This window comes from Flavobacterium sp. IC2-16 (assembly GCF_055521455.1).
In genome coordinates this window covers 2572487-2587169 of sequence record NZ_CM145480.1, presented here as the reverse complement: position 1 = coordinate 2587169, position 14683 = coordinate 2572487, and the positions used below count along the sequence as shown (strand labels likewise).

General features: G+C 35.7%; 8 protein-coding genes. 4 read left to right on the top strand and 4 right to left on the bottom strand.

Annotation, left to right across the window (positions count from 1 at the left end; all coding sequences use genetic code 11):
• Positions 1-75 precede the first annotated feature (75 nt).
• On the top strand, positions 76-546 hold the full coding sequence (locus tag ACZ1JT_RS11990; RefSeq protein ID WP_465094061.1) for a hypothetical protein: 471 nt from the start codon (positions 76-78) through the stop codon (positions 544-546).
• Here ACZ1JT_RS11990 and ACZ1JT_RS11985 read toward each other — a convergent pair.
• From ACZ1JT_RS11985 to ACZ1JT_RS11970, 4 genes are read right to left on the bottom strand one after another with little or no spacing between them, the layout of a single operon-like run.
• Positions 543-1319, bottom strand: a complete 777-nt coding sequence (locus ACZ1JT_RS11985) for an alpha/beta fold hydrolase (protein ID WP_465094060.1) — start codon at positions 1317-1319, stop codon at positions 543-545. The genes ACZ1JT_RS11990 and ACZ1JT_RS11985 overlap by 4 nt on opposite strands.
• Before the next feature lie 3 nt (positions 1320-1322).
• Positions 1323-2213, bottom strand: a complete 891-nt coding sequence (locus ACZ1JT_RS11980; protein ID WP_465094059.1) for a Ppx/GppA phosphatase family protein — start codon at positions 2211-2213, stop codon at positions 1323-1325.
• Between the two features lie 10 nt (positions 2214-2223).
• Positions 2224-4341 carry a polyphosphate kinase 1 gene (gene ppk1 / locus ACZ1JT_RS11975; RefSeq protein WP_465094058.1) on the bottom strand — a complete coding sequence of 706 codons (2118 nt, stop codon included), beginning with the start codon at positions 4339-4341 and terminating at the stop codon, positions 2224-2226.
• A complete protein-coding gene (locus tag ACZ1JT_RS11970; protein WP_465094057.1) occupies positions 4338-4826 on the bottom strand; it encodes a SixA phosphatase family protein in 489 nt (162 codons plus the stop codon). Before ACZ1JT_RS11970 ends, ppk1 begins: the two co-directional genes overlap by 4 nt.
• A gap of 436 nt (positions 4827-5262) precedes the next feature.
• On the opposite strand from ACZ1JT_RS11970, the gene ACZ1JT_RS11965 reads away from it, so the two are divergent.
• The 3 genes from ACZ1JT_RS11965 to ACZ1JT_RS11955 are packed head-to-tail and all read left to right on the top strand — an operon-like array spanning position 5263 to position 14432.
• Positions 5263-11541 carry an HYR-like domain-containing protein gene (locus ACZ1JT_RS11965; protein WP_465094056.1) on the top strand — a complete coding sequence of 2093 codons (6279 nt, stop codon included), beginning with the start codon at positions 5263-5265 and terminating at the stop codon, positions 11539-11541.
• A 45-nt stretch (positions 11542-11586) separates the two neighbouring features.
• The gene (locus ACZ1JT_RS11960; RefSeq protein WP_465094055.1) at positions 11587-12495 is read left to right on the top strand and encodes a PorP/SprF family type IX secretion system membrane protein; all 909 of its coding nucleotides are present in this window, start codon (positions 11587-11589) and stop codon (positions 12493-12495) included.
• Between the two features lie 11 nt (positions 12496-12506).
• Entirely contained in the window at positions 12507-14432 is a 1926-nt protein-coding gene (locus ACZ1JT_RS11955; protein WP_465094054.1) for an OmpA family protein, read from the top strand.
• Positions 14433-14683: the final 251 nt, after the last annotated feature.

Genomic DNA, 14683 nt, shown 5'->3' with positions numbered 1-14683 from the left:
GCGTCTCTTGAAGTTCAAAAAACGGAACCTAGCGTTACACCAAAAGTAATTGAAAATACCGCTTCAGCTAATACAATGCCTAACACTACAAAAGTATCGGCATTATCGCTAGCTAGTATTAAAGCAAAACGTGAATTAGAAGCTACACAGAAAGCAAACGTAAAACATCATGATGATTTACCTAAAGAGCCTTTTACTGAAACGGATATGCTTTTGCATTGGACACATTATGCTGAGAAATTAAGTAATAACGGCCAAAAAATTATGGCAACTTATATGCTTATGGATGATCCTATTTTAGACGGAACAACCATAAAATTACAGTTACCTAACGAAAGTTCTAAAGTTGATTTTGATACAAACAAATTGGATTTACTAGGCTATTTAAGGGGGCATTTACACAACCACGATGTTTCTATTGAAGTGACTGTAAATGAGGTTGTTAAAACCAAATATGCTTTTACTCCGATGGAAAAATATGAAAAATTAAAAGCTATCAACCCCGCATTGGAACTACTAAAAAAAGCTTTTGATTTGGATGTTTAATCCTGATGAATCAAACGAGAAATAAACTCAGCTGATTTTTTCAATACTATATCTGGTACTTCCTTGTGAGGCGTATGTTTTACATTGGGAATTAAAAACTTTTCAGCTTTAACTGCGCTATTCACAATTTTATCAACCTGAGAAATTGAACCATATTCATCATCCTCACCTTGAATGATTAATGCAGGACAACCAATTGCAGGCATAAAGTGTTTTATGTTCCAATCTTTAAAAGTGTCTCTGGTCCAAGTAGCTGTCCACGCCCAAAACATCGCATCGGTTTTATCTCCGTGATATTTTTCCAATTTCAATTTTAAATCGGTTGACTTATATAATTCAATAGCTTCTTTAATTCCTTTTAAGGTTATATCCTCAACAAATACGTGAGCGCCTTCTGTAATGACACCCAGTATTCTATCCGGATATTTTGCTGCTGTAATTAGAGAAATTGAGCCTCCATCGCTATGACCAAATAGTATAGCTTCCTTAATATCCCAAAAAATGAGCAATTCGTTTAACAAATCCGCTTCCAATTCAACATAATAGTTATCCCTTTCCGAATAGAAAAACGGACATGATTTTCCATAACCTTGACGATCATAAATTAAAACATTGCACTGTGTTAATTCCCCGAGTTGTTTAGGAAAATCTTTCCAAAGCTCTATACACCCAAGAGAATCATGTAAAAAAACCAACGTTGGTTTATCAGGAAAATTAGTATAGCGTTGAATTGCGATTCTATCTGGTGAAAAATTGGAAATTTGCATTGACATTCCTTAAATCTTTCCGTTATACATGGCTTTTACAATACCATCCGAAAGTCCAATTTTAGGAACATAAATATTTCTTGCCCCGCTCCATTTCATAGCGTTCAAATAAATTCGCATTGCAGGAATAATAACATCGGCGCGGTCTGTATTTAAAGCTAATTCTGCAATTCTCTGTTCGTAGGTTAACGAATTCAAATACTGGTATTGAGAGTTCAAGTACATGTATGAAAGTGGCTTGTCTTGCAATTTTCCTGAAAGCTTGAAAATTTTATTAATGTTTCCACCTGAACCAATAAGTGTAATGTTCTCATAAGGTTCGGTGTTTATTTTAATCCATTTTTCAATTTCCTGCCATACAATATCGTTAACCATATTGTTTAACAAACGTACTGTACCATTTTTAAAGGATTTAGAAGTAATCATTTTACCTTCAGAAAACAACGAAAACTCTGTACTTCCACCGCCTACATCAACATATAAATAAGTACCTTCGGTTTTAATGAAATGGTGTAAATCGGAAGAAGCAATGATGGCCGCTTCTTTTTTTCCATCGATAATATCAATTTTAATATCAGCTTTTTTCTTAATGATTTCTGTAACTTCTTTTCCGTTATAAGCCTCACGCATAGCAGAAGTAGCGCAAGCCATATAACGTTCTACTTTATATACTTTCATCAATAACTTAAAGGCTTTCATAGCATCTATCATCCTGTCTATATTTTCAGGAGTAATTTCGCCAACGGTAAAAGCATCTTGCCCCAAGCGAATTGGAACGCGAATAAGAGCACTTTTATTGAATTGCGTTTCTTTGCCTTTTTGTTCTACAACGTTACTGATTAACAAACGCATGGCGTTGGAACCAATATCTATTGCAGCATATTTTTTAATTGAAATCATTTTTGAAAATTTAATTTACTTTTTCTTCGATTACCTCTAACTTATCGCGGTAATAGTTGTAAAGTTCGTGTTGTGCTCTGAATATTTTCTGATCAGGTTGTTTGCGATACTTATTGTCTAATTTTTCAGAATGAAGGCGTGCTTTTACATTTCCGCTCCAACCAATATCGAATGTTTCCAGCATTTCTGCTTTGATATCGGCATCGTAAATTGGGCATGTAACTTCTACCCTTGCATCTAAATTTCTAGTCATAAAATCGGCTGAAGAAATAAATACTTCAGGATCTCCATTATTACCAAAAATATAAACTCTGGAATGTTCAAGATAATTATCGACAATGCTAATAGCTTCAATGTTTTCACTCATTCCGGGAACACCTGGTATAAGCGAACAAATACCACGAATAATCAACTGAACTTTCACTCCTGCTCTACTGGCTTCATATAATTTATCAATCATTCTATAATCCGATAAACTATTCATTTTCAATTTAATGTAAGCTTCACGACCAAGATGCGCGTTCATAATCTCTTTATCAATCAACCGAACAAATTTAGGTCGGGTATAATGTGGCGAAACCACTAAATGTTTATAACGATGCACTCGGTAATTCACATCGAAGAAATCGAATATTTTTGCAGCATCTTTTAAAATTTGTTGATGTGATGTTAGTAGAGTAACATCTGTATAAATTTTTGCGGTACTTTCATTGAAATTTCCGGTAGAGATAAACCCGTATCGGAATACTTTGCCTTCTTCAATACGTTCAATAACACAAATTTTGCTGTGAACTTTTAATCCTTTTACTCCGAAAATTAGTTCAATACCTTCTGTTTGCATCATTTCGGCATAGGAAATATTACTGGCTTCATCAAAACGAGCTTGCAATTCAATTTGAACCACAACTTTCTTTCCATTTTTAGCAGCATTGATAAGCGAGCTAATAATTTGAGAATTTTTGGCTAAACGATACAACGTAATTTTAATTGAAACCACTTTAGGATCTAGAGCTGCTTCACGCAAAAACTTAATTATATACGCGAACGATTGATAAGGCGCATTAATTAGATAATCTTTGTCCTTTATCTTTTCGAGCATACTCCCCTCTAGACTTAATCCGGGAACAGGTAACGCAGTATTCTTTTTACTTAACAAATCGTAACGCCCTAAATTAGGAAAATCCATATAGTCACGACGGTTATGATAACGACCACCCGGAATTAAACTATCGGTAGAATCGATTTTCATTTTGGTAAGGAAAAAAGCCAGTGTATCTTTTTCAATCGATTGATCATACACAAATCGAACCGGCTCTCCTACGCGTCTTTCTTTAACACTCGAAGATATTTTTTCGATAAAACTCTTACTTAAATCACTATCAAATTCCAATTCGGCATCACGCGTAATTTTAATCATATGAGCCGAAATGCTTTCATAATCAAAAATATTGAAGATACTATGAAGGTTATAACGAATTACATCATCCAATAATATAATGTATTGTTTATCACTACTTGCCGGTAAAACCACAAAGCGGTTAATGGTTTTAGGGATTTCTATAACCGCATAACGAACTTCTTTCTTTTGAAGGATTTTAGAGATAATGGTATTTTGTTCCTTAGGATTCATGACCAATTTAATGGCCAAATAGCCCGAAGTATCTTTCAATAGCGGGAATTCTTCCAAATCATTAAGGATAATAGTAACCAGTTCTGGAAAAACCTTTTGAATGAAATAATCCTTGATGAAATCCTGTTGTTCTTTATTGATTTGATTTTCGTTAATGATGAAAATATTTTCTTTTTCAAGTTGTTTTTCAATCACACTTAAAATGCGCAAACTTTCGGATTGTTGCTCAATAACAATTTCGGTAATTTCTTTCAGCAATTGTTCTGCAGAAATTCCGCCCAATACTTTTTCACCCGTAATACCTTCTGCATTCATACGACGAATGGCAGCATAACGGACTCTGAAAAACTCATCTAAATTATTGGAAAAAATTCCTAAAAATCGAAGTCTATCTAATAAAGGAACGCTTTCATCGGCGGCTTCCTGAAGTACTCTTGCATTAAATGTTAACCAACTTTTCTCTCTGTCTATATATCGGTTTCCGTGAGTTGTATTCATACTTTTAAATGACTGGGAAATACGGCTTGTTGTATCTTCCCTTTATTTATATCTTTCCAATCGTTTTCATCAAATGTTATAGAAACCATACCCGAAGTAGGCACATTGTCTATATAACGGTCTCCAAATTTATTAACAAAATCTGTTATAGCACCATTATGACCGAAAAGAATTAAGCTATCGTAACGGTTTTCACAATTTTTAATGATGCTTTCCAAACTTTTTTCATCGAAAGTGTACAAATCATCTTTATAAACTATGGTTTCCAATGGAATGGCTAAATTTTGTGCATAAATCATAGCGGTTTCTTTAGCCCGTTTTGCAGGGCTACTCCAAACTATGAATGTTTTAGGAAGAAATTGATCTATATGATTTGAAGTTATATGGGCATCACCTATACCTCTTTTCGACAAAGGTCTGTCTATATCTTTTAATGGAGTATCCCAATTTGATTTTGCATGACGAATTAAAACTAAATTTTTCATAACAACACATTTTATATATATAAAGTAAATCAAAAAAAATTACAAAAACCAGTTATTTATTACCAAATAATTGTTAATTCAAAGATAAAATGCTTGTTTTCATCGAAAATAACGCAATGTATAGCCCGCTTAATAATTTTATTAGATAATTTAGACCATACAAATAAGCGAAATACCACTATTACTGTAATTAAAAAAGTAGATACAATCTAAATACCACAACAGGATTTTATGTACTTACACTCTAGTGACTTCCTTAAATTTCATTGATTAGCTCTTTGAGTTAAATCTCTCAAAAACATTTTTTCGAAGTGTAAATTTTAGACTGATATGACTTGGTTACAATATTTATTGTTTACCAACCGAATTTTTCAGCTTCTAAAATTAGGTTTTCATTATATGACTTTTTAAAGATTTAATTAAAAAAGTAAAGTCCATGAAATCAAAAAATACCTTACTATTGTTATTTTTAATACTTGGAATTAACAATGCTTTTTCGCAGTTCACGGCTCAAAAACCAGATTTGAGATTATGTGGTAGCCCTCCTAATTATTATGAGAGCTACTTTAACTGTACATCAAACAACTACACATTAGATCAGGTATTCCTTAGCTTAACCAATGTTAATGGAGTACCATTATCCAACACGACTTGTGTGCCTGGTACATCACAACAGATGTATGTAATGCTTAATTACACATCTAATTCGAACAGTAATATTACTCAAACGAGAATATTTGCTGATTTGTCTATTGATGGCAACATAATTCCTTTAAATATTTATTTAGGGAATGTTGCACCAGGAGCAGGTCAGAGACAAATTTACGGTCCGTTTACCTGGACTTGTGGTCAAGAATTGGCATTATGCAGAATTTTAGCCGTATGGAAAACATCTGGTAATGCTGGTGATCCAGAGCTTAGCACTTATGATTGTGGTACATACAGCAAATCGCAATGTGAATTTGGAACCTGTATGGTAGTTGCAGCTCCGTTAGCTGTCGAGTATACGTATACTGTTTGTACCTCAGGAAATCAATCTACTGTAACATTCCACGATGAGACAAGTGGCGGAATTTCACCGTATTCCTATTCTTGGAATTTTGGTGATGGATCTCCTTTGTCTACTCAGCAAAACCCGGTTCACAACTTTCCTTTTCCGGGAGGACCTTATACCGTAACTTTAACGGTAACCGACTCTAACTTACCTACTCATTTGGTAAGTACTTACACACAAATAATCAATCCGCCAGCTCCTTTAAACATTACAGGTCAGGTAAATTCTGCCAACTGTAGTAACAATAACAATGGCGCAATTGATATAACTGTTACAGGTGGTACAACAGCTTACACCTATTCTTGGAGTAATGGCGCTACAACAGAAGATATTTCTGGATTAGCACCTGGTACCTATACTGTTACTGTAACCGATGCTTTTGGCTGTACTAAAACTCAAAGTTTTGTGATTGGCGTAGGTGATACTTCTAATCCAATTGTTACTGCTCCAAACGATTTAACTATCGAAGGATGCGGAACCGCTGCAATTGGCACTTCAGGATATTTGCCATTTTCATCTACTCCAGTGATTATAACACTACAACAATTTAACAACGCAGGTGGTTTATATACCGATGTATCTCCACTATCATCTATTACCTATCAAGATGTAGCCTCTGGAAGCTGTCCTATGACGGTAACCAGAACCTTTACTTTAACAGATGCTTGTGGTAATGCTGGAAGTGATGTACAAATTTTCACAATTAGAGATACAACAAAACCTGTTTTTCAAAGTTTACCAGCACCATCAACAATCGTTTGTCCTGCAACGCCTCAATTTGCACAAGCAGTTGCAACCGATAATTGTGGCTTAAGTGTAACTCTTTCATTTAATGATGTTACAACTCTTGGAAGCTGCGGCGGATCGTATTCTGTAACACGTAATTGGCTAGCTACTGATAGTTGTGGAAATACTGAAACAGCATCGCAAACAATAAACGTTATTGACAATGTTGCCCCAGTAGTTCCTGCTGCTCCAGCCAATGTAACTGTAGCGTGTTTGTCGGATGTACCGGCTATGATTTCACTTACTGCTACCGATTCTTGTCAAGGTAACATTACTGTACAAGGTGTAGATACTACAACCCCAGGAAACTGTGCTAACTCGTATAATATTGTTAGAACTTGGACTTTTGTTGATGCTTGTGGAAATACTTCTTCGGTATCACAAAACATTGCAGTGATTGATAATGTAGCTCCAGTAGTGCCTGCTGCTCCAGCCAATGTAACTGTGGCATGTTTATCGGATATTCCTGCGATGATTTCATTAACGGCTTCCGATTACTGTCAAGGTAACATTACTGTTCAAGGTGTAGATACTACAACCCCAGGAAACTGTGCTAACTCGTATAATATTGTTAGAACTTGGACTTTCGTAGATGCTTGTGGAAATACTTCTTCGGTATCACAAAACATTGCAGTGATTGATAATGTAGCTCCAGTAGTGCCTGCTGCTCCAGCCAATGTAACTGTTGCATGTTTATCGGATATTCCTGCGATGATTTCATTAACGGCTTCCGATTACTGTCAAGGTAACATTACCGTACAAGGTGTAGATACTACAACCCCAGGAAACTGTGCTAACTCGTATAATATTGTTAGAACTTGGACTTTCGTTGATGCTTGTGGAAATACTTCTTCGGTATCACAAAACATTGCAGTAATTGATAATGTAGCTCCAGTGGCTCCTGCTGCTCCAGCTAACGTAACAGTAGCATGTTTATCGGATATTCCAGCGATGATTTCATTAACGGCTTCCGATTACTGTCAAGGTAACATTACCGTACAAGGTGTAGATACTACAACCCCAGGAAACTGTGCAAACTCGTATAATATTGTTAGAACTTGGACTTTCGCAGATGCTTGTGGAAATACTTCTTCGGTATCACAAAATATTGCGGTGATTGATAATGTAGCTCCAGTGGCTCCTGCTGCTCCAGCTAACGTAACAGTAGCATGTTTATCGGATATTCCAGCGATGATTTCATTAACGGCTTCCGATTACTGTCAAGGTAACATTACCGTACAAGGTGTAGATACTACAACCCCAGGAAACTGTGCAAACTCGTATAATATTGTTAGAACTTGGACTTTCGTAGATGCTTGTGGAAATACTTCTTCGGTATCACAAAATATTGCGGTGATTGATAATGTAGCTCCAGTGGCTCCTGCTGCTCCAGCTAACATAACAGTGGCATGTTTATCGGATATTCCTGCAATGATTTCATTAACGGCTTCCGACTACTGTCAAGGTAACATTACTGTTCAAGGTGTAGATACTGTAACTTCAGGAAACTGTGCTAACTCGTACAACATTGTTAGAACTTGGACTTTCGTAGATGCTTGTGGAAATACATCTTCGGTATCACAAAATATTGTGGTAAACGATACTGTAGCTCCAGTAGCCCCTGCAGCTCCAGCTAACATAACTGTTGCATGTAGTGGCGAAGTTCCTGCTATGATTACATTAACTGCACAAGATAATTGTAATGGCCCTATAAGCGTATTGGGAGTTGATGCTATAACTGCAGGAAATTGTGCTAGTTCATATACTATCACTAGAACTTGGACTTTTGTAGATGCTTGTGGAAATACTTCATCTGTAAATCAAACTATAAACGTTTCAGATACTTCGGCGCCAGTTTTACCTCAAGCTCCAGCTGATATTACTGTAGCTTGTTTATCTGATGTACCACCAATGGTTTCATTAACAGCTACAGATACTTGTTCTGGAGAAATTACTTCCAACGGATCAAGTGTTATTACCCCTGGAAACTGTGCTAATTCTTATAATATTGTAAGAGTTTGGACCTTTGGTGACTTGTGTGGTAATACTGCCTCTGTTTCACAAAATATTACTGTAATTGACAATGTTGCTCCTGTAGCTCCAACTGCTCCTGCAGATATTACAATTGGATGTTTATCAGATATTCCTCCAATGGTTTCATTAACAGCTAACGACTACTGTCAAGGTAACATTACAGCTGAAGGTGTAGATGTTGTAACACCAGGCAATTGTCCAAATTCATACAACATTGTGAGAACTTGGACTTTCGTTGACGCTTGTGGAAATACATCATCAGTATCACAAAATATTATCGTAAACGACAACGTTCCTCCTGTAGCGCCTCAAGCACCGGCCGATGTAACCATTGCGTGTTCTTCTGATATTCCGGCTATGATTTCGTTAACAGCCAGTGATTACTGTCAAGGTAACATTACTGCTGAAGGTGTAGATGTTGTTACTCCTGGGAACTGTCCTAATTCATACAACATTGTTAGAACTTGGACCTTCATAGATGCTTGTGGAAACACATCATCAGTATCACAAAATATTGTGGTAAACGACAATGTTCCACCTGTAGCGCCTCAAGCTCCTGCAGATGTAACCATTGCATGTTCTTCAGATATTCCGGCTATGATTTCGTTAACTGCTAACGACTACTGCCAAGGTAACATTACTGCTGAAGGTGTAGATGCTGTTACTCCTGGTAATTGTCCAAATTCATACAACATTGTGAGAACTTGGACCTTCGTAGATGCTTGTGGAAATACATCATCAGTATCACAAAATATCGTGGTAAACGACAATGTTCCACCTGTAGCACCTCAAGCACCGGCTGATGTAACCATCACTTGTTCTTATGAGGTTCCGGATATGATTTCACTAACTGCAAACGACTACTGTCAAGGTAACATCACTGTTGAAGGTGTAGATACTTTTACTAGAGGAAACTGCCCGAATTCATATAATATTGTAAGAACTTGGACTTTTGTTGACGCATGTGGAAACACATCATCAGTATCACAAAACATTGTGGTAAACGATAATGTTCCTCCTTTAGCTCCTGAAGCTCCAGCTGATGTAACTGTAGCATGTTCTTCAGATGTTCCGGCCATGATTTCACTAACTGCAAACGATTACTGCCAAGGTAGCATTACTGTTGAAGGTGTAGATGCTGTTACCCCAGGTAATTGTCCTAATTCATACAACATTGTGAGAACTTGGACTTTTGTAGACGCTTGTGGAAACAGCTCTTCAATATCACAAATTATTGTGGTAAACGATAATGTTCCGCCTGTAGTACCTCAAGCTCCGGCTGATGTAACTGTAGCATGTTCGTCTGATGTTCCGGCTATGATTTCACTAACTGCAAACGACTACTGCCAAGGTAACATTACTGTTGAAGGTGTAGATGCTATTACTCCGGGTAACTGTCCTAATTCATACAACATTGTGAGAACTTGGACTTTCGTAGATGCTTGTGGAAACAGCTCTTCAATCTCACAAAATATTGTGGTAAACGACAATGTTCCACCTGTAGCACCTGAAGCTCCTGCTGATATTAATGTAACATGTTCATCAGATGTGCCAGCTATGATTTCTTTAACGGCTAACGATTACTGTCAAGGTAACATTACTGTTGAAGGTGTAGATGCTATTACTCCAGGTAATTGCCCTAGCTCATTTAATATTGTGAGAACTTGGACTTTCGTAGATGCCTGTGGTAATACTTCATCTGTATCACAAAACATTAATGTACATGATGATATAGCTCCTACACCACCTGCTGCTCCTATTGATATTACTGTTGCTTGTAGTGGTGATGTTCCTGCAAACATTTGGTTAACCGCTGTTGATAATTGTGGTGGAGAAATAACTGTAGAAGGTGTTGATTCTTCAACAAGTGCAACTGAAGGTACTTGTACAAATTCATATGTAATTACAAGAACATGGACTTTTACAGATGCTTGTGGAAATACATCATCTATATCACAAATAATTACCGTTCATGATGATATTGCGCCTATTCTCAATAACGAAGATTTTGTTGCTGAAATGACTGTTCCTTGTACAGAAATTCCGGGAGCACCTGAACTATCTTTTAGTGATAACTGTAACGGTCAAGTTTCGGTAGTCTTTGAAGAGCATATTGAAAATGAAGTTCTAGATGAAAACGGATTGATTATTTCGTACGATATAATAAGAACTTGGAATGCTACAGATACTTGTAACAACACAACCACAATTACACAAATTATACATGTTACGGTTGGCGACACGTTTGATGCCGGAACTAAAAGTTTATGTAATGAAGTTGCTGCAAATGCAAACTATAACTTAAATCAATTCCTTGTTGATTTAGTGAGTGAAAACGAATACGGTGGAACTTGGACAATTGAAAACGTAGGATTTGAATCTGCTTTAAACGGTTCGATTTTAAATGTTACACAACTACCAGAAGGATACTATACTTTAGTGTATAGTTTAGGAACTAATGATAGTGCCTGTCCAAGAAAATATGAATTCTACATTCATGTAACCAATTGTGAAGGAGAAGTATTAGCAGCTTGTGCTATTGAAATTTACAATGCTGTTTCTCCAAACAACGATGGCTTGAATGAAGTTTTCTACATTGACGGTATAACATGTTACCCAGACAATAATGTAAAAATTTACAACAGATGGGGTATTTTAGTTTATGATGAAGACGGCTATAACAATACAACGGTTTCTTTTAACGGTGTATCGGAAGGTCGATCAACATTGAACAAAGGCGAGGAACTACCAGACGGAACTTATTTTTATATTCTAAAATATAAAGATAATGAGACAAACGCTTGGCACGATAAATCAGGATACTTATATTTAAACAGATAATTCTCATAAACTGTTAGGTACTAAAATTAATTTAAATTAGTGATCATGAAAACAAAAATTATAACACTCGTTTTAGGATTAATAGGTATGATGAGTTATTCACAACAAGACTCACAGTATACACAGTATATGTATAATACTGTAAATATAAATCCTGCCTATGCCGGTTCAAGAGAAGTGTTAAGTATATTTGGGTTGCACAGAAGCCAATGGGTTGGTTTAGATGGCGCCCCTACAACTAATACTTTTTCCGTAAATACTCCAATAGGAGATTCAAGTTTTGGTGTTGGACTTTCTGTAGTTAACGACCGCATTGGCCCTGCAGAAGAAAACGCAATATCTATAGATCTTTCCTATTATATTCCAATGTCTGAAGACTATAAACTAGCTTTCGGATTAAAAGGAACCGCAAATTTATTTAGTATTGATGTGAATAAATTAAATATTCAGCATCAAAATGACCCTCAATTTCAAAACTTGAATAATGATTTCAGTCCGAATGTTGGTGCAGGAATTTATTTGTATTCCGATAAATTTTATACCGGTTTATCAATTCCAAATTTCTTTGAAACCAATCACTATAAAGACAATTCTGTTTCTATAACACAAGAAAGACTACATTATTATTTCATTACTGGTTATGTTTTTGAAGCCAATCAAAATTTAAAAATCAAACCTTCTGTACTTGTAAAAGCTGTAGAAGGAGCACCTTTACAAATTGATGGCTCGTTAAACTTTTTGATTTACGACAAATTAACTCTTGGGGGCGCCTATAGATGGGATGCTGCTTGGAGTGCGATGGCTGGATTTCAGATCTCAAATTCCATTTTTATTGGATATGCATACGATGCTGAAACTACTCAACTACAGAATTACAACTCCGGATCACATGAGGTATTCCTTAGATTCGAATTGTTTGACAATTCTAAAATGTTAACTCCACGTTTCTTCTAAATCGAATTATCATGAAAATCAGAGCAATACTTTTAATAGCCATTTTCAGCACCGCAAGTCTTTATGCCCAATTAGGCCGACTTGCCAATGGTGACCGAAAATACGATAAATATGCCTATATCGATGCCATTGAAATTTATGAAAAAGTTGCAGAGAAAGGACATAAATCGGCCGATTTATTCGAAAAACTTGGTAACTCATACTATTTCAATGCCGAGTATGATAAAGCAGAACGTTGGTACGGAGAACTTTTTGCAATGACAAACGATGTCGATCCGGTATATTATTTTAGATATGCACAGTCGCTTAAAGCGGTTGGAAATTATGACAAAGCCGATGAATATCTAATTAAATTCTTTCAGTTGACTAACAATCCTACTGGTGAAGAATTAAAAAACAATAAAGATTATTTGGCACAATTGCGTAAAGATTCCGATAGATATGTTGTAGAAAATGCAGGTATCAATAGTGAATCTTCAGATTATGGTTCATTTTTTAAAGACGGGCAGCTTATTTTCACATCGGCTCGTTCATCAGGTAAAGTATTTCAGAAAAAACACAGTTGGACAGGTGAATACTTCACAAAATTGTATTCGGCCCAAGTAGCTGAAGACGGTAAACTGAGTGATGCAAAAGAATTTGCTAAGGAGTTAGACTCTAAATTTCACGAATCTACTCCAGTATTCACAAAAGATGGCAACACGGTATATTTTACCAGAAATAATTATATGGATGGTAAAAAAGGAAAAAGCGATGATAAAGTAAATAAATTAAAAATTTACAAAGCCACACTAAAAGATGGTAAATGGGAAGACATAACCGAATTACCTTTTAATAGTGATAATTACAGTGTAGCACATCCAGCTTTAAGTGCCGATGAAAAAACACTTTATTTCTCATCAGATATGCCTGGAACCTATGGTGAATCCGATATTTTTAAAGTGGCCATAAATGATAACGGAACTTTTGGAACTCCCGAAAATTTAGGCAGTAGTGTAAACTCACCTATGCGAGAAACATTCCCGTACATCACAGATAAAAATGTATTGTATTTTTCTTCTGATGATCACTTAGGAATTGGAGGTTTAGATGTTTTCGAAGCTAAAATGAACAAAGACGGCAGCTTCACTTCAGTAAAAAACGTGGGAGCGCCTATCAACAGTTCTAAAGACGATTTTGGTTATATTGTTAATACTAAAACCCACATTGGGTATGTAACATCAAACAGAGATGGTGGTGTTGGATCTGACGATATTTATAAATTCACAGAAAATGTTTGCGAACAACTTTTAAAAGGAACAATTACCGATTTAGCAACTTCTGAAGTACTTCCTGGTTCTAAAGTTTCGCTTTTTAATGCAGATATGGAACTTATAAATACCGTAGAAGCCGACGCTGATGGTAAATATGCTTTCGAAGAAAGTATAGAGTGTGATAAAAAATATTATGTAAGAGCCGAAAAAGAAGAATATGAAACCAAAGAAATTAGCGTTTCAATTCCTTTAAAATCGGGTGAAACAACTGGAGATATTGCATTAGATAAACGCATTAAACCTATTGAAGTAGGAACCGATTTAGCGAAAATATTCGATATCAGTATTATTTATTTCGATTTAGACAAATGGAATATTCGTCCGGATGCAGCAGTGGATTTAGAAAAAATTGTTGCCGTAATGAAACAATATCCAAATATGAAAGTAGATATTCGTTCTCACACAGACAGCCGACAAACTCATAAATACAACGAAAAATTGTCTGACAGAAGAGCAAAATCTACTTTGGAATATATGGTTAAAAACGGAATCGAAAGAGATCGTTTAACAGCCAAAGGATATGGTGAAACACAATTGGTTAACGGATGTTCTGATGGTGTACCTTGTAGTGAGGCCGATCATCAAAAAAACAGACGTAGTGAGTTTATTATCATCAGTATGTAGTTTAATTTTAATAACTTAATATAAAGGCATTCACCAAAAGTGAGTGCCTTTTTTTGCACTAACTGATTATGCATTTTTTTTTATTTCAATCGCAGTAAAAGAAATAATCTATATTTTCAATATGAACATATTTATCTATAATATATTAAACTGTAATAAAACCAATTGAATACGTTTATTTAATTCGTTTATTAAACAAAAAAAGCATTCACTTTTGGTGAATGCTTTTTGTTTTTTCGGATTATTAAACC